We start from the raw sequence: 17693 nt of genomic DNA, 5'->3' as shown, positions 1-17693 counted from the left end.
TTTAGGTATTTTATGACATTTTTTAAAACAGCTTTTCAGTACATTGCTGCTATTAACTTATTATTTATAAGCGTAGCGAGCTATGCCAATCCACCAAAAGAAATTTTTTGGGAAGACTTAATTCCTAAAAACCACGTGCAAATAGACACTCAAGCACAAGCTAATCACGAAGGTAGCGATCAAAATTGGGTGCAACCCGATTTAGATGCTCCTGTGGTAAAGGCACTTGATGGCCAATCGGTGAGTTTGCCAGGTTTTGTTGTGCCATTAGAAGGCGATAGCGAAGTCATTACTGAGTTTTTACTCGTGCCTTACTTTGGTGCCTGTATACACGTACCACCACCACCGCCAAATCAAATAGTCCATGTAACGATTAAAGGTGGCGTGCCTATAGATAGCTTGTACGACGCAATCGTTGTAACCGGAATAATAAGTACAGAAACATGGTCGGGCGAAATTGCGCAGGTAGGATATAAAATGAAAGCGGTCGGTGTAGCACCGTTTGAGCTTTAAAATTAAGGGCCCGCTTTTAAAGCTGGCCCTTAAATATCATTAAATTTAGAATCGATAAAATTCAAATAACTGAATACTCAAATAACTAGGGCGTGTTGATCTTTGTGGATTGAAATTTGTTCAATCTAGGGGCGATTAAATCGCGGCGCGAGGTTTGTAACCTAGCGGGCTAAGTAAAAATCGAGCAACAAAGAGTTAATCGTCCCTAGAAAGAACCCAAAGGGCAGCGCATGTTTGGCATTTATGCTGCGTTATCGCCAATTTATGGGGAATAACCACACTACATAGGCTCTGCCTTGCCTAAATACCAAACAGTCTGCTGCAAAATTAATCACGAAAGGTCAACACGCCCTAGATAACTACTTTTGGCAATTTGAGCAAAAAATAGTACTGCGCTGCCCCAATCTAATTTCTTCCAATTCGTTTTCACACGTCATACATGGCTTGCCTTTGCGCCCATATACTAATAACTCTTGAGCAAAATACCCAGGCTTACCATCACTTTGTGCAAAGTCTTTAAGCGTTGTACCACCTTGTGTAATAGCCGCAGCAAGCGTGTCTTTTATAATAGGGATAAGTGCTTGATAACGTTTGAGCGATACTTTTCCCGCTTCTCGCTTGGGATGTATACCCGCTTTAAATAACGATTCATTCGCGTAAATATTACCAACACCAACCACCACTGCGTTATCCATAATAAATTGCTTTACGGGTACTTTTTTATTGCGCGATTGTTCGTACACGCGTTTAGCAAAAAAGTCATCAGTAAGCGGCTCAGGACCAAGCTTAGAGAGTAGCTTATGCACTTCACCAGGCTCTTGCCATAAGCAGCAACCAAAGCGACGAGGATCGTTTAAGCGCAGTGCTTTACCGTTGCCAAAAATAAACTCTACATGGTCATGCTTTTTAAGCGGCTCACTTTTATCTACAACACGTAAATTACCTGACATACCCAAATGTAAAATAGTGCTTCCAAGCTCACAGTGTAAAAGTAAGTATTTAGCTCGTCGTTCAATACTAGTAACAATTAGCCCTTCAAGTTGATACACGTCATCTGGCACTGGCCAGCGCATACTGGCATTGTAAATATTTACCTTTGTAACAACTTGGTTTTGTACGTGGGGAGTGATGCCCATTCGGCTCACTTCTACCTCTGGTAATTCAGGCATTAATTAGACTCACTTTGTGAAAAATCAAAACTAGGAAATAACTGCTGTGCAGTTTTTAAATCGAGTGCGAGTATTCGTTGGCTACTCTTTTCGAGTAAGTAATATTGCCCATCGCCTTTATAAAGCAAATAAACCCAAGGTAAATTCTCGCCAGCCAGCTCAAATGTAGCAACATATAAAGGTGCATTAGGATTAAAAACAACAGATTCGTTAACACCCATTAACTGCGCGCTTTGCCACTGATTAATTAAATCACTAAGCTGCTGCTCAGATGCTTGCCACACAAGCGGTATGTCTTTTTGTAGTGGGGTTGTACGCCAGCTTGTTCCTATTCGCTCAATTTTTTGATCAACAAATTGCAGTGTGAGTACAAAACTTTGTTCGGGGAGTACAGCTTGTAACGCTGGCTTATCATCACCTCCCAAAAATTGCTTATGCCAGCCATTCAAAAAGAAGATCATAATCAACATCGAAAATATTATAACGTTGTTCCAACCTTTACGGCCCAGTCGCATATAAATACACCTAGTAAATTCAAGATTTTAAAGTGTAACTAAAACTTAATTGCGCTGTCTATATGTTAAAGGCCGCAGACTTTGTTAGAATATCGGCAAATTTAAAGGAGTTCCGTCAATGTCTATGTATGTAGTGGGCCATAAAATCCCAGATTCAGATTCTATTTGTGGTGCAATTGCACTGGCTTATTTAAAAAACCAAATTGATGAGCCTGCAATTCCAACTCGTCTTGGTGAAATTTCACCTGAAACTCAATTTATCCTTGATAAATTTGGCTTCGAAGCACCAGAGCTTAAATTAAGCTACGCGGGTGAAGATGTGTATATTGTAGATCACACAGAAAAAACACAAGCACCTGATGATATCGACCAAGCTCGCGTTGTTGGCGTGGTAGATCACCATAAATTAGGTGACTTAACATCATCTACTCCGCTTGAATGTTGGATTCGTCCTGTTGGTTGTTCAAACACCATTATTAAAATGATGTACGACTTCTACAGCGTAGAAATCCCTAAAGACATCGCGGGTATTATGATGTGTGCAATTTTAAGCGACACAGTCATATTTAAATCACCAACATGTACCACTGCCGATATTAAATGTGTTGAAGCGCTAGCTGAAATTGCAGGTATCGATGACTTTAAAAAATTGGGTATGGATATGTTCCGCGTTAAATCTGCGGTTGAAGACACACCTGCACGTGATCTAGTAATGCGTGACTTTAAAGATTTCAACATGAACGGTAACCTAGTCGGTATTGGCCAACTAGAAGTAATCGACCTTGCTGTTTTTGACGATATTAAAGCAGACCTTGCAGCCGATATTGCTAAGCTAAAAGTTGAGGGCAACCGCCACTCTGTATTTTTACTGCTTACCGATATAATGAAAGAAGGCTCAGAAATGCTAATTGTATCTGACGATGCAAACTTAGTTGAGCAGGCTTACGGTGTAAAACCAGAAAATGATAAAGTATGGTTAGATGGTGTACTGAGCCGTAAAAAGCAAGTAGTACCACCACTACAAGATGCATTCACAAAAATCTAATGATACCAATTTTATTAAAAACATGATTATTTTATCGCATTAAATAGCTCACTAATTTAATGCTATTGGTATAACGTTTTTTGATTTAAAAGCCTTGTTGGTTATGCCAACGAGGTTTTTTTATATCAATCCACTAATCATATTTTAAAAAACAAAAAACCCAGCCTAAGCTGGGTTTTTAAATTCTAAAAGAACTAAAATTACTTAATTTTAGCTTCTTTAAAAAGAACATGTTTACGAATCTTTGGATCAAACTTTTTGATTTCCATCTTCTCAGGCATGTTACGTTTGTTTTTGTCAGTAGTGTAGAAAAAACCAGTACCGGCAGTTGAAACTAAACGGATTTTATCGCGCATGATTCAGATCCTTAAACTTTAACGCCGCGAGCACGGATTTCTGTAAGAACCGTGTCGATGCCTTTTTTATCGATAATACGCATACCTTTAGTAGTAGTGCGTAATGTTACAAAACGTTTTTCACTTTCAACCCAAAAACGGTGTGTTTGTAGGTTAGGTAGGAAACGACGTCTAGTCGCGTTTCTCGCGTGTGAACGGTGATTACCAACCGCAGGACGCTTACCTGTAACTTGACATACTTTAGACATGTCTATATATCTCCAATAACTTCGCTCGAGCTTAATTTAATCTAAGGCCGTGTATTTCCGCCCTAGAGATAAATCGAAGGGCGCTCTTTATACAGCTTTTACAGGCAAAGATCAAACACTGATCTATCCAATCAGCTCATATATGTAAATTTGATAGCGGCTAATTATAAAGATCGAATGCCCTTAGGGAAAGTAAAAACTGCATTTAAATTAAACTAATTTGCCAAAACACCTTAAACAGCTCATTTTTAACACACTTCTGTATCTAACAAAGCTAAATCAGGCCTCGCTCGGCAAACGAAACACACGTTTCTCCACCAACAATGATGTGATCGAGCACACTTATGTCGACCAATTGCAGTGCTTGCTGCAATTTATTAGTAATAAGTTTGTCTGCTTGGCTCGGTTCTGCAATACCACTTGGGTGATTATGCGCAAAAATAACAGCTGCTGCATTATTTTTAAGGGCAGCCTTTACCACTTCACGCGGATAAACACTGGCAGAATTAATTGTGCCATAAAAAAGTATTTCGTCTTTTACTAATCTATTTTGACTATCTAGGTATAACACCATAAATACTTCTTGCTGCAAGCCTCGCATTTGAATGGTCAGGTAATCGTAAACTGAGTTTGGCGAATTAAACACCGCATCTCGTTGACAGCGCTCCTGCATATAGCGTTGGCTTAGCTCTAATACAGCTTGTAATTGTACATATTTAGCAGTTCCTAACCCCTTTTGAGAGCAAAACTCCTCAATACTGGCATTAAACAAATTATGCAGTGTTTTATTCTCGTTTAATAAATGCTGAGCCAACTCAATTACATTCATTCCTGGCAACCCTGTTCGTAAAAATATAGCAAGAAGCTCTGCGTCACTGAGCGCTTTAGCCCCTTTCGCGATGAGCTTTTCACGAGGTCGAAGTGAGTTTGGTAGTGAAGTAAGTTGCATTATTCATCCTTGAGAGGCGAAAGTGTCTTATAAATGTAATGCAAATTTAAAATTTAGCCTGTTATTTCGAATTAAAAAACTTCGCTGTACGGGTAAAGATTTGTTATTTTAAGCGCAATATTTAATAAGACTGATGAACAACCATGACTAACTTAACAAACAAAAAAATTGTACTAGGTATTACCGGCGGCATTGCAGCTTATAAATGTGCAGAGCTCGTTAGGCGATTAAAAGACGCTGGTTGTGAAGTAAAAGTAGTTATGACTGAATCAGCTAAGCACTTTATTACCCCTTTAACTATGCAAGCCGTTAGTGGCGAAACTGTCTCAGACTCGTTACTTGACCCTTCTGCTGAAGCTTCAATGGGGCATATTGAATTTGCAAAATGGGCTGACTTAATTTTAGTCGCCCCAGCTACGTGTAATATTATTGCTAAAATGGCAGCCGGCATTGCTGACGACCTACTAACAACGTTACTGCTAGCAACGCCTGCAAAAGTCGCAGTTGCACCTGCCATGAACCAGCAAATGTATGCACACTCAGCGACACAAGCCAATTTGGCCACATTAAAAGCACGCAACGTACTTATTTGGGGCCCAGGTAAAGGTGAGCAAGCATGTGGCGATGTAGGCGCTGGACGTATGCTAGAGCCACATGACCTAGTTGCGCTATGTACAGCAAAAGAGCAACCGCAATTACTTGCAGGAAAGACAATTACAATAACAGCAGGCCCAACGCGTGAGCCTCTCGATCCGGTACGTTTTATATCAAATCACAGTTCAGGAAAAATGGGTTATGCACTGGCAGAGGCCGCTTTGCAACTCGGTGCTACGGTTAATTTAATTTCGGGTCCTGTTACGATTAAAGCACCTCTTGGCGTAAATTTAATAAATATTGAAAGCGCTGAGCAGTTACTAAATGAATCATTAATTTATGCACCACAGTCAGATGCATTTATTGGCTGCGCCGCTGTAGCAGATTATCGAGCGGCAGAAATTGCGACTCAAAAAATGAAAAAGCAAGGCGACGAACTCACTCTTACTTTAACTAAAAACCCTGACGTAATTGCAGCTATTGCCAACCTTAAACAAAACCGTCCTTATACTGTGGGGTTTGCCGCCGAAACTCAAAATGTAGAAAGCTATGCGAAAGGTAAACTAAAAAATAAAAATCTAGATATGATTTGCGCTAATGACGTATCAAAAAGTGGCTTAGGGTTTAATTCCGATCATAATGCTTTAACACTATACTGGCATAACGAACAACTTGAATTACCAACAACAAGTAAAATAGAAATAGCTCGCAAGGTGATCAAACAGCTGGCCAAACATCTATAAAAGGCTGGAAACAAACTGAATAAAACATTAACATACGCCATTCATTTGAACAAAAAATGACTAGGGTTCTTAACTGCGCCACTAAGAATAACTAATAAAAAGGAATGTTCATGCCTGCGACAAAAAGAAGTAATCGCAAAGAGCAAATACTGCAAGCACTCGCACAAATGTTAGAAACTAATTTAGGCCAACGCATCACTACAGCAAAACTAGCTGCTGAGGTGGGTGTATCTGAAGCCGCGCTATACCGTCACTTTCCGAGCAAAGCGCGTATGTTTGAGGGCTTAATTGAGTTTATTGAAGATACCCTTTTATCTCGTATAAATATTATTATTGAAAACGAAAAAGAAAGCCAAACGCGCATTTATAACATTCTATTATTACTTCTAACCTTTGCTGAAAAAAACCCAGGTATTACTCGTATTTTAACGGGTGATGCTCTGCAAGGTGAGCAAGAACGTTTGCGAGAACGTGTACAAACCTTGTTTGAAAAGCTAGAAACTCAGTTTAAACAAGTACTTCGTGAGCGTAAATTACGTGAAGGTAAAAACTTTCAAAGTGATGAGCTTACACTTGCAAACTTTTTACTCGCCTACGTTGAAGGCAAAATGAATCAGTTTGTACGTAGCGACTTTAAAGCAAAACCAAGTGTTCAATTTGAAAAACAGTGGCTTGAGCTACAAAAAATTTGGCTGTAATTTTTTGCTAAATTAATAAATTGAATACTAAAAAACGACCTACGGGTCGTTTTGTCGTATGTAGCTGCCATTTATCTGATCCGCTCGAATTATGAACCAAACTCGTTACAATGAAACAATGTCATAATACGAGAATCAATAATGAAAACAAAACTCACCTTATTAAGCACGGCACTCGTTGCCAGCTTAACTAGCACCGGCATACACGCCAAAGAATCGCTACAATTTAAAGACGTATTTAGTTTTAAATCAGCTAAAAGCACACAACTATCTGACAATGGTCAAGTACTCACTTTTAGTGCAACGCCGTATCGTGGAAATGCAACTGGTCAAGTTTACTCACTACAAAGCAATACACTCATCGCAGAAGTAGAACGCGGCACTAAGCCTCATATTAATAAAGCCGCTAACTGGGTCGCCTTTACACAAGTACCTACCTTACTTGAAAAAGAAACAACCAAAAAAAAAGACACACTTAAAAACAATCTGGTACTCGTAAACACACAATCAGGTGCCCAACAAAGCTTTGCTGATGTAAAAGATTACACGTTATCTAATGACGGTATGTGGCTTGCTTATCGTTTAAATAAAAAAGACGATGACGCAAAAGTAGAAGATAAAACCGATAGCACTAAAAACGAAGAAGACAACGCTATCACGCCCGATAAAAAAGATAAGAGCTATGCGCTTGTTATCGTAAATTTATCTGATAAACGCACTCATACAATAGAAAACGTATTTAGCTACGCTATTAACTCAGCTAACAGCCAGCTATTAGTGAGTCAAAGTTACAGCGATGGTAATAACAACCAAATAGCGTTAATTGAGCTCAGTGACTTTAATAGCAGCGTATTAATTGATGAACCGGGCGTAATCGCAAATAAAATAGCGTGGCACCCCACTGACAATATTGCAGCGTTTGCATTGGGAAACTATGTAAATGATGACACGCGCCGCCGAAGCTACACTTTACAGCTATATAAAAACGAGAAGCTCTCAACTATAGATTCACCTAATAAAGCATGGACGTTAGGGAAAACAGCCACCCTTGAATGGTCAGAAAATGGCGAGCGCTTATATTTTGAAAACCATCCTAAATTAGCAGCTAAAGTAAAAACTAAAGAATATACCGACGAAGCCTCACTGTACGACTTTGATACCATACGTGAGCATAAAGGTCTTAATGTATGGCACAACAACGATACGCAAATAAAACCACGTGAAGAGCAGCAATGGAACGAAGTTAATAAAAATCGCCATTACAGTGCGGTGTATCACGTTAACTCGCAAAAAGTTGCGCAACTTAGTACACCAAACATGCCCGAGGTTGCACTAAACCCTCAGCGAGATGTGTCTTTACTTGGCTCATCTAACATCCCCTACCTAGAAAAAATAATGTACGGCGGTTTTTTTGCTGATTACTTTGCAGTAAATATAAATACCGGTAAACAAACTCCAATTATAAGTAACTACCCGTTTAGACCGAGCCTTGCCCCTAATGGTGAGTTTGCAGCTTATTTTAGCGATAGCCAAATACAGTTAAAAGATTTAAAAAATAATAAAGTAACACCGCTTACAAAAGCGATTCAGGCAACCTTTGCTGATGATAAACACGACTACCCATCTACTCAACCTGGTTATGGTTTTGCTGGTTGGATGACCGACAGCAGCCAAGTGCTTGCTTATAGTAAATACGATATTTGGGTATTTGACGTAAAAACGCAGCAAGCTAAACGCCTAACTAATGGTAAGCAAAGCAATACGCAGTACCGTGTTATTAAGCTTGATAAAACCCAAGTGGGATTTAAAAAAGGCGATACATTACTTGTCTCTGCTATTAACTTGCAAACTAAACAAAGCGAAGTTGCAAAGCTCGACTTAGCTACAAACACAATAACTAACGTGCTTAGCGGTAATAAACGCTTTGATGTAGTTAAAAAAGCCAAAAAGGCTGACAGGTACTTGTTCACCTCGCAAACTTATAGCCAATTTCCTGATTACTACCAAACAGATTTTAGCTTTAGCGCACCAAAAAAAGTGACCACGCTAAACCCACAAATTAGTAATTTTGCCTGGGGCGAAAAGCCAGAACTAATAAGCTATAAAGGCTTTGATGGCGAAGATTTACAAGGCGTACTAATAAAGCCAGCGGGATATAAAAAAGGCGATAAAGTACCGGTGGTTGTGTATTTTTATCGTTACATGAGCCAGCGTATGTTTGATTTTCCTAAAATGGAATTAAACCATCGCCCTAATTTCCCTATGTTTACCTCAAACGGTTATGCGGTATTTTTACCTGACATTCGTTTTGAAATAGGTCACCCGGGTAAATCGTCAACGCAAACCATGATCAACTCCACCCAAAAATTAATAGATTTAGGCATAGCCGACCCAGATAAAATAGGCTTACAAGGTCACTCTTGGGCAGGCTATCAAAGTGCGTTTATGATAACCCAAACAGATATGTTTAAAGCGGTTGTATCTGGCGCGCCAGTATCAAACATGACCAGTGCTTACAGTGGCATACGTTTAAAATCAGGTCTTGCTCGTCAGTTTCAATACGAAACAGGGCAAAGCCGTATAGGTAAAAACTTATTTGAAGCACCAGAGCTGTACATAGAAAACTCACCGGTGTTTTTTGCAGATAAAGTAAATACCCCTATTTTAATTATGTTTGGCGATAAAGACGATGCAGTGCCTTGGCACGAAGGCGTGCAGTACTACTTAGCGCTTCGCCGCGCAGGTAAAGATGCAACCTTTTTACAATACGAAGGTGAACCACACCACTTGAAAAAGTTTCCTAATCAGGTCGATTTTTCAGTGCGTATGATGCAGTACTTTGATCATTACTTAAAAGGCAAACCAGCTGCAAAGTGGATGACACAAGGCGAGGCATTTATAGAGGAATAGATATAACATTTATTCAGAGCTCTACGTAAGCGATAACGGCGAGCTCTGCGTCAATTAAATCAAGGCGAGGCATATTACATTTAAGTAATCAGTCACTACCTAGTCCTTCATACCTTTGAAAAATGCTGTAATGATCTTTAAACTTTTATAAACACCACCGTATATAAGCGTTTTAATCAAAGTAAAAAACTATAATAAAAGCCTAATATAAGTAATAATCACTAAATTCAGAGGTTAAAGAGTCGTTCATTATGCTAGGTTTTTGGTACAAAGAGTTTCCACAATACCCAAAAGACCATAAGGATTTTTGGCGTACTCGCTTAATAGCCCACTCTTTACTAATAACTACATGTTACTTTTTAGTTTTAACACTCCTCAATCTTTTTTATTTTAAAAGCTATGACATTGCTTTAATTGATGCCTTAGGACTTACGATATCGTTAGGCATTTATACTTGGTTTAATAAAACAGCCAACGTAAATGCAGCAGCGTGGGCTGTTACCCTTATGGTCGTTAGCTTAATAATGATGTTTGTGGTTTCTGTAGGTGGGCATGCGCATTCTTTATTTTGGGCGACGTTAATCCCGCCTTTTAGCTTTTTTTTAGTTGGAAGAAACTGGGGAAGCCTATTTAGTGCAGTCGCTTTTGCTATTTGTGCGTATCTTGTGTATTTACAACAACAGCAAACTGTAACAATTGGCTTAGGCTCTTTATTTAATCTTATAGAGGTAAGCCTTGCTCATATTTTAATTTTTAGGTTTTACGAAAAAACACGGTTTTCGGCATACACTCGATTATCTATCCGTAACTTAGAAATTCAACACTTAGCAGAAACCGATAAGTTAACGGGGCTTTATAACAGGCAAAAATTTGATTTTGAATTATCACAGTTAATTGCTAAAAATGACGTTTTTAAAACCCCACATTGCTTACTTATTTGCGATATAGATCACTTCAAAAATATAAACGATACCTACGGGCATTTGGTTGGTGATAACGTGCTAACTGAATTTGCAAAAATATTAAAAAAACGAATGCGAAATGACGCACTTATTGCGCGATGGGGTGGAGAAGAATTCACTATTATTTTATCCAACACCTCTTTAAATGATAGCGCTAAAAAAGCCGATGACCTGAGAAAGTATATTGCCGAAAACACAGTTACAAATGTAGCATTTACTATAAGTATTGGATTAGCAACGATACAAAAAGACGATACAGTGCTAAAACTACTGGAGCGGGCTGATACAGCGCTATATAAGGCTAAAAATAATGGACGCAATAAAGTATGTGTTAGCGATAACGATTCAACCGTTATCGCTCAATCAAATTACTTAAATGGGTTTATAGCCTAAACTTAAGCGTGCTGCCCACAAGCAAATCCACAGCTCCACGCATATTGGAAGTTGTAGCCTCCAAGCCACCCTGTTACGTCAGTTACTTCGCCTATAAAGTATAGGCCTTTAGCTTTTTTAGCTTCAAAGGTTTTTGAGCTCAACTCGTCGGTATCTACACCGCCCAATGTTACTTCTGCTGTTCTATAACCTTCTGTGCCATTGGGTTTAATTTGCCACGCATGAATATAATTTACTAACTCATCTATTTGAGCATGGGTAAGCTGATTAATATTACAATCTGGTATCGCTTTGCTTTCGTGCAGTATTTCTATAAAGCGTTTAGGTAAAATAGTCGCAAGGCTATTTTTTAAAGACTTTTGGGCTTGCGTTTCTCGCCAATCAGCAAGTTGCTGCCTTAAATCAATTTCAGGTAATAGGTTTATAATTACAGCCTGCCCTGCTCGCCAAAATGAGCTTATTTGCAATATTGCTGGGCCCGATAACCCTCGGTGAGTAAAGAGGATGTTTTCTTTAAATACGGTGCCGTCTTCGCTTGAAACTTCACAGGGAATGCTAATTCCCGAGAGCCCTTCAAAACGCTCTTTATCATGCTGATGCAAAGTAAACGGCACAAGTGCAGCCATAGTTGCTAACACGCTTAAGCCAAACTGCTCTGCAATTTTATAACCTATTGGTGTAGCCCCTAGTTTTGGCATAGTTAAGCCACCTGATGCTATAACTAACGACTCACAGCTTAAGGTTTCTTGCTCTGTGGTAACGCTATAGCCGGTTTCGGTTTTTGATACGCTGATCACTTCACTGCGTAGTTTTATATTTACCCCGGCCCACCCACATTCGGTCAGTAAAATATCAACAATGTCTTGTGCATTGTTATCGCAAAAAAGCTGACCTAGTGTTTTATGGTGATACGCCAAGCCATGTCTGTCCACCAGCTCAATAAAGTCATGCTGTGTATAGCGACTTAAACATGATTTAACAAAATGAGCATTTGCGCATAAGTAGTTATCAGGGGTTGCGTTTTCATTTGTAAAATTACAACGCCCACCACCACTTATTAAAATTTTACGACCTGGTTTTTTCCCCATATCAAGTACTGTAACGCTTCGGCCACGGTATCCAGCTTGCGCTGCACACATTAATCCTGCAGCTCCCGCACCTATTACAATTACATCTACTTGACTCATTATTTTACCCTACTAAAAAATTTTTCCGATTATAGCAAAGTTTGATAGCTAACAACGTAGCATTTAAATTATTAGCAATAACACAACAAAAACGCATCAGTAATAAGTCGGGAATAATTACCCGCACAATAAACCAACCCTTTATACTTATTTTTAATTTATATGACAAATACTAAACAACGAGTAAACCGCTAAAAACCTGAGTTATAACTAAATGAAAGAGGTACATAATAAATTGATATTTTAACCTAGTTAACAGATCGTTTACTTTTGTTCCCGCATCGTGATCCTACATCACGAAATAATAAATAAAAATCTAGGGATAATTATGACAACAAGTAAAACTTTTAAAAGATGCGCAATTGCAATTACAGTTAGTACGCTTTTTGCAGCAACATCTGGCATGGCTCAATCAGTTTCAAGTTCAATGGCTGAAACATCGGCTAAACTACAAAGCCAAGGCGGTTTCGAAACTCAGTTCATTATTAAATATAAAAATAATAACGAAATGGCGAGCCTCTCAACTGCAGACGCAAGCCCAGCTAGCATGAAAAAGCGCGCACAAAGCTTTGTTAAAAACTTCGCTTCTAAAAAAGGTAAAGTAAAAGCAAAATATATTCGTGCAATGGCACTTAATAACCACCACGTAATGCGTGCTGATAAAAAATTAAGTACAGCAGAAGCGCAAGAGTTTATGCAAGAAATGGTTGATTCTGGCAATGTTGAATACATTGAAGTGGATCAAATGTTAAAGCCGTTTTCAACTCCTAACGACCCTCGCTTTGATGACCAATGGCATTACTACGAGCAAGCCGGTGGTTTAAATTTACCGACCGCTTGGGATACCGCAACGGGTAGCGGTGTAGTTGTAGCTGTACTAGATACGGGTTACCGCCCACATGCCGATTTAAATGCTAACATTTTACCGGGTTACGATATGATCTCTAACCTATCGGTAGCAAACGATGGCGGTGGTCGCGATAGCGATGCACGTGATCCGGGTGATGCTGTTGCAGCAAACGAGTGTGGTACTAACGGTGCACAAAATTCTAGCTGGCATGGTACACATGTAGCCGGCACTGTTGCTGCGGTAACCAATAACGGCGAAGGCGTGGCAGGCGTAGCTTATAATGCAAAAGTAGTGCCTGTTCGTGTGCTTGGTAAGTGTGGTGGTTTAACCTCTGATATTGCAGACGGTATTATTTGGGCATCTGGTGGGAGTGTTTCAGGCATTCCGGCAAACTCAAACCCTGCAGATGTAATTAATATGAGTTTAGGTGGCAGCGGTTCATGTAGCTCTACAACTCAAAATGCAATTAATACCGCGCGTAGTAACGGCACTGTAGTAGTTATTGCTGCAGGTAACGATAACGATAACTCGGCAAACTACAACCCAGGTAACTGTAATGGTGTAGTAAACGTAGCATCAGTAGGCCGTAATGGCGGCCGAGCTTATTACTCAAACTACGGTAGCAATATTGATGTTGCAGCACCGGGCGGCGCGCAAAGCTTTGCAAACGACTCAGAAGGTGTTTTATCAACTTACAATTCAGGTTCGTCTACACCTTCAAGCGACAGTTACGGTTATTCGCAAGGTACATCAATGGCTGCGCCTCACGTAGCAGGTGTTGCGGCACTTATTAAGCAAGCAAAGCCAGATGCAACGCCTGACGAAATAGAAAGTATTTTAAAATCAACTACCCGTTCGTTCCCTGCAACATGTACTAGCTGTGGTACGGGTATTGTTGATGCTGCCGCAGCTGTTGCAGCAGCAAGTGGCGGCACTACCCCGCCTACAGGTGGCGATAGCGAGCTTATTAATGGTGAAGCTAAAACAGGTTTAAGTGGGGCTGCGAACGCACAAGCATTTTACACGATGACCGTACCAAGCGGTGCTACTAACGTAACATTCACTATGAGTGGTGGTACCGGTGATGCTGATTTATACGTACGTGCGGGCAGCAAACCTACAACAACTACCTATGACTGTCGCCCTTATAAAGGCGGTAATAGCGAAGAGTGTTCTATTGATAACCCTACAGCAGGAACTTACCACGTAATGCTTAACGGCTACTCTGCGTATTCAGCTGTGAGCTTGGTGGGTAATATTACTGGTGGTTCATCATCTGGTGGCGGTTCAGGTACTCCACAAGCTGGCGGCGGCACTATAAGCGATGTGACAGCCAATACTGGTCAGTGGAAACATTACACGTTAGATGTACCTGCAGGAATGAGTACGTTTACAGTAACAACGTCAGGTGGAAGTGGCGATGCAGACTTATTTGTAAAATATGGCAGCCAACCAACAACCACTACGTACGATTGTCGCCCTTATAAAAATGGCAACGCAGAAACATGTACATTTACCAATCCACAAGCAGGTACTTGGCACTTAAGCGTGAACGCTTATAGCACTTTCTCTGGTTTAACACTTAGCGGGCAGTACCAACCGTAATTTAAAGTTTAAACCGTGAATAAAAAAACCGATGTTGTTTCCAACATCGGTTTTTAAATAGTAAGTAGCTGATTAATTAAAGCTAAAACCTACACTTTATTACTGTTATAGCTTCTCTAGTACTGATTCTGCACGGCTTACAACAAACTCTTTGTCTTGCTCTACAAATAAACCTGTTACGACTGCATTTTCAATAATCATAGCGTAACGCGTTGAGCGTACACCACCAAAACTAGCGGTATCCTTATCAAGCCCTAACGATTTAGTGAAACTACCATCGCCATCAGCAAGCATTGCTATTTCTTGCGCGTTTTGCGAGTCGCCCCATGCTTTCATAACAAATGCATCATTAACAGATACACAGTAAATAGCATCAACACCTTTTGCTTTAATTTTATCAGCAAGAGTAATAAACTCAGGCAAATGGGCATTTGAACACGTTGGTGTAAATGCACCTGGTACTGCAAATAACACGACTTTTTTGCCTTCAAATAACTCTTTATTTGTAAGAGATTGCATTCCGTCGTCAGTTAATTGCGTTAACGTAACCGATGGTAATTCTTGGCCTTGCTCAATCATGGTGGTTCCTTTAAAAGATCAATACAGAATAAGTAACAATCATACTACGTAACCTATTACAGTGTAGGTAAAGTGTAACTAACTTAGTAACTCAGGGTAGTCTAGCAAAGGTTTATAGACTGAGTTCACTACATTTTATGAAAACTATTTTAGCTTCTATAGTTTTCATAAAATTTATTGCTCTGTAGTTAAGGTAAATTCAAATCGTTTATAAAGCGAGAAAAGTCATTACCTAACTTTTTATCCCGCATGCTGTACTCTACAATTGCTTTTAAATAACCCAACTTATCTCCGCAATCGTGAGAGCGACCACTCATATGAAATGCTTCAACGGTTTCTTGCGCCATTAATGCGTCAATAGAGTCTGTAAGTTGTATTTCACCGCCAGCACCTACAGTCGTTTTTGCGAGTAGAGGCCAAATATTCTTACTCAGTACATATCGCCCTACAACAGCAAGGTTTGAAGGTGCTAAGTCTGCATCAGGTTTCTCAACCATCGCTTTAATTGCAGCACTTTTACCTGGCATTAACTCAACACCGTTTATATCAGCAATACCATATTTACTAACGTCTTCTTTAGCTACTGGCTCAAGCATTATTTGACTTGCTTGAGTTTCTTTAAAGCGTTTAATCATGGCCGCTAAATTTTCAGTTTCTTGATCGGCAGTATAAGCATCAAGTATCACATCTGGCAGGAGCACTACAAAGTTGTCGTCACCTACTATTGGCTTAGCACACAAAATAGCATGCCCTAGCCCTTTAGCTTCACCTTGGCGAACACTCATAATAGTTACGTCAGGCGGACAAATAGAGCGAATCTCATCTAATAAAGCACGTTTAACACGCTTTTCAAGAGTAGCTTCTAGCTCATAACTTGTATCAAAATGGTTTTCGATTGCATTTTTAGAGCTATGCGTCACTAATACAATATCTTTGATACCAGCAGACACACATTCGCTGACAATATATTGGATAAGTGGTTTATCGACTATAGGGAGCATTTCTTTTGGAATAGCTTTTGTCATAGGGAGCATTCTCGTCCCTAAACCAGCCACTGGAATTACAGCTTTCATATCTATCCTTAGTGATTAAGTTTGTAAATAAACTAGCAGATACAAAATAGATACCAGCTGAATAAAGTTACCTCTTTTGAAGAAGTAAATTTGAAGCTGCTTTTAAAGTGAAGACTCTACACTTTGGGAATATAAAATAGATAGGTAAATAGTGAACTTATTAATAATTTTGTTAGGAAGTGAGATTAGATTAGCTAAGAGAAACAAGTCTAGGTTTGTTATTAATAACAAACCTAGACCAATCAATTTTTCAACAATACTTATTCGAAGTAGAGCTGTAAAATCTATTTATGATTAAAGACCAGCGCGATCTTTAATTACTGCAATAAGTGGTGAGCTGGCAAAGTTGCCTTCAGCCCAAGCAATATCGGCACCATCTGTTAAAGCACTTTTTGATAAGTTTTTAACTATATACTCACCTGTATCTACTGCATTACTCGCAACGGCATGACGTAGTAAGTTATTACCATTACATTGTACTGCATCGTAGATATTACGAATTTTTACGCGAGAGCTTTTAAGCTTACTACGTAATCGGTTTTTATCATCAGCAGCAATGTACTCACAAATAGATACCGCTAATTGATCTTCAGCATTTGCTGGTGCTGTATACGACAACGAACTTACAGCAACAACAGCAGTAAGTGCAACTAGCTTTGGTAATTTAAACATGACAAACCCTTTATAATACTTTGTTCTTACATAGACTATTGAATATTATATCAATCTATCAAAAATTACGCAATAATGTTAATGTTCTTTATATAAAGTTACGAATTTATAACTAGATTTGTTCTTATCATCTGGAAGGTTTTCTTGCTCTTCTTTTATATTCCAATTTGCGATTTTATTGTAATCAGGAAACTGCGTATCGCCATTAACATCTAAATCAATAAAAGTTAAATACAAGCGATCTGCTTTCGGTAAAAATTGCTCATAAATATTACCACCACCAATAATCATCACTTCTTCTACATCACAAACTAGATTTAATGCATCCTCTGGGGTGGTTACAGTTTCAATACCCTCTGCAGAATATTCGCTGTTTCGAGTAATAATAATATTACGACGCCCAGGTAAAGGACGGCCTATTGACTCAAAAGTTTTACGACCCATGATCACAGGTTTACCCGTAGTTACTTTTTTAAAATGCTGAAGATCCGCTGGTAAATGCCATGGCATTTTATTATCTAGGCCAATTACACGGTTATTTGCCATTGCTGCAATCATTGAAATTATCATAATAAAAACCTAGTACTTTATTCTTAAACAAAGAAAAAGGAGCATAAGCTCCTTTTTAATAA

17 protein-coding genes are annotated in these 17693 nt (G+C 39.2%); 7 read left to right on the top strand and 10 right to left on the bottom strand.

All coding sequences use genetic code 11. The annotated features are described in order from the left end of the window. Positions 1–12 precede the first annotated feature (12 nt). Complete coding sequence (locus BW142_RS12445; protein ID WP_024598923.1) at positions 13–513, top strand: DUF3299 domain-containing protein; 501 nt, start codon at positions 13–15, stop codon at positions 511–513. Positions 514–872: 359 nt separating this feature from the next. Here the strand turns inward: BW142_RS12445 and mutM are convergent, their stop codons facing one another. Then, on the bottom strand, positions 873–1682 hold the full coding sequence (gene mutM, locus BW142_RS12440) for a bifunctional DNA-formamidopyrimidine glycosylase/DNA-(apurinic or apyrimidinic site) lyase (RefSeq protein WP_004335526.1): 810 nt from the start codon (positions 1680–1682) through the stop codon (positions 873–875). Then, the gene (locus BW142_RS12435) at positions 1682–2197 is read right to left on the bottom strand and encodes a hypothetical protein (protein WP_076925054.1); all 516 of its coding nucleotides are present in this window, start codon (positions 2195–2197) and stop codon (positions 1682–1684) included. The genes mutM and BW142_RS12435 overlap by 1 nt, the downstream gene beginning before the upstream one ends. 118 nt (positions 2198–2315) lie before the next feature. Between BW142_RS12435 and BW142_RS12430 the strand changes: the two genes are divergently transcribed. Further along, the gene (locus tag BW142_RS12430) at positions 2316–3242 is read left to right on the top strand and encodes a manganese-dependent inorganic pyrophosphatase (protein WP_076925053.1); all 927 of its coding nucleotides are present in this window, start codon (positions 2316–2318) and stop codon (positions 3240–3242) included. 200 nt (positions 3243–3442) lie between these two features. Here the strand turns inward: BW142_RS12430 and rpmG are convergent, their stop codons facing one another. The 3 genes from rpmG to radC form a co-directional block, all read right to left on the bottom strand. Continuing rightward, on the bottom strand, positions 3443–3598 hold the full coding sequence (gene rpmG / locus BW142_RS12425; protein ID WP_004335545.1) for a 50S ribosomal protein L33: 156 nt from the start codon (positions 3596–3598) through the stop codon (positions 3443–3445). 11 nt (positions 3599–3609) lie between these two features. Continuing rightward, a complete protein-coding gene (gene rpmB / locus BW142_RS12420) occupies positions 3610–3846 on the bottom strand; it encodes a 50S ribosomal protein L28 (RefSeq protein ID WP_004335549.1) in 237 nt (78 codons plus the stop codon). A 274-nt stretch (positions 3847–4120) separates the two neighbouring features. Continuing rightward, entirely contained in the window at positions 4121–4795 is a 675-nt protein-coding gene (gene radC, locus BW142_RS12415) for a DNA repair protein RadC (RefSeq protein WP_024598926.1), read from the bottom strand. 143 nt (positions 4796–4938) lie between these two features. Here radC and coaBC point away from each other — a divergent pair, with 143 nt between their 5' ends. The 4 genes from coaBC (at position 4939) to BW142_RS12395 (ending at position 11095) form a co-directional block, all read left to right on the top strand. Beyond that, positions 4939–6132 (top strand): bifunctional phosphopantothenoylcysteine decarboxylase/phosphopantothenate--cysteine ligase CoaBC, encoded by a 1194-nt coding sequence (coaBC, locus tag BW142_RS12410; protein ID WP_076925052.1) that lies wholly within the window; start codon positions 4939–4941, stop codon positions 6130–6132. Positions 6133–6242: 110 nt separating this feature from the next. Beyond that, positions 6243–6830: a nucleoid occlusion factor SlmA gene (gene slmA / locus BW142_RS12405; RefSeq protein ID WP_004335558.1), complete on the top strand. Its 588-nt coding sequence runs from the start codon at positions 6243–6245 to the stop codon at positions 6828–6830. Positions 6831–6971: 141 nt separating this feature from the next. Continuing rightward, the gene (locus tag BW142_RS12400; protein WP_076925051.1) at positions 6972–9740 is read left to right on the top strand and encodes a prolyl oligopeptidase family serine peptidase; all 2769 of its coding nucleotides are present in this window, start codon (positions 6972–6974) and stop codon (positions 9738–9740) included. Between the two features lie 251 nt (positions 9741–9991). After that, complete coding sequence (locus BW142_RS12395) at positions 9992–11095, top strand: GGDEF domain-containing protein (RefSeq protein WP_076925050.1); 1104 nt, start codon at positions 9992–9994, stop codon at positions 11093–11095. A gap of 2 nt (positions 11096–11097) precedes the next feature. Here the strand turns inward: BW142_RS12395 and BW142_RS12390 are convergent, their stop codons facing one another. Next, positions 11098–12282: an NAD(P)/FAD-dependent oxidoreductase gene (locus tag BW142_RS12390; RefSeq protein WP_076925049.1), complete on the bottom strand. Its 1185-nt coding sequence runs from the start codon at positions 12280–12282 to the stop codon at positions 11098–11100. A 328-nt stretch (positions 12283–12610) separates the two neighbouring features. On the opposite strand from BW142_RS12390, the gene BW142_RS12385 reads away from it, so the two are divergent. After that, positions 12611–14737, top strand: coding sequence for a S8 family peptidase (locus BW142_RS12385; RefSeq protein WP_076925048.1), 2127 nt, complete (start codon positions 12611–12613; stop codon positions 14735–14737). Positions 14738–14842: 105 nt separating this feature from the next. Here BW142_RS12385 and BW142_RS12380 read toward each other — a convergent pair whose 3' ends face one another. The 4 genes from BW142_RS12380 to folA form a co-directional block, all read right to left on the bottom strand. After that, positions 14843–15316, bottom strand: coding sequence for a peroxiredoxin (locus BW142_RS12380; RefSeq protein ID WP_076925047.1), 474 nt, complete (start codon positions 15314–15316; stop codon positions 14843–14845). Between the two features lie 188 nt (positions 15317–15504). Beyond that, positions 15505–16389 carry a UTP--glucose-1-phosphate uridylyltransferase GalU gene (gene galU, locus BW142_RS12375; protein WP_076925046.1) on the bottom strand — a complete coding sequence of 295 codons (885 nt, stop codon included), beginning with the start codon at positions 16387–16389 and terminating at the stop codon, positions 15505–15507. A 294-nt stretch (positions 16390–16683) separates the two neighbouring features. Further along, positions 16684–17061, bottom strand: coding sequence for a DUF3718 domain-containing protein (locus tag BW142_RS12370; protein ID WP_024608314.1), 378 nt, complete (start codon positions 17059–17061; stop codon positions 16684–16686). A gap of 78 nt (positions 17062–17139) precedes the next feature. Then, positions 17140–17631, bottom strand: coding sequence for a type 3 dihydrofolate reductase (gene folA / locus BW142_RS12365; protein WP_076925045.1), 492 nt, complete (start codon positions 17629–17631; stop codon positions 17140–17142). Positions 17632–17693 lie beyond the last annotated feature (62 nt).

It is taken from the genome of Pseudoalteromonas sp. EB27 (assembly GCF_001974875.1).
Classification (GTDB): domain Bacteria; phylum Pseudomonadota; class Gammaproteobacteria; order Enterobacterales; family Alteromonadaceae; genus Pseudoalteromonas.
Note: the sequence above shows the minus strand (reverse complement) of the source record. Positions and strands in the feature narration are given on the sequence as shown.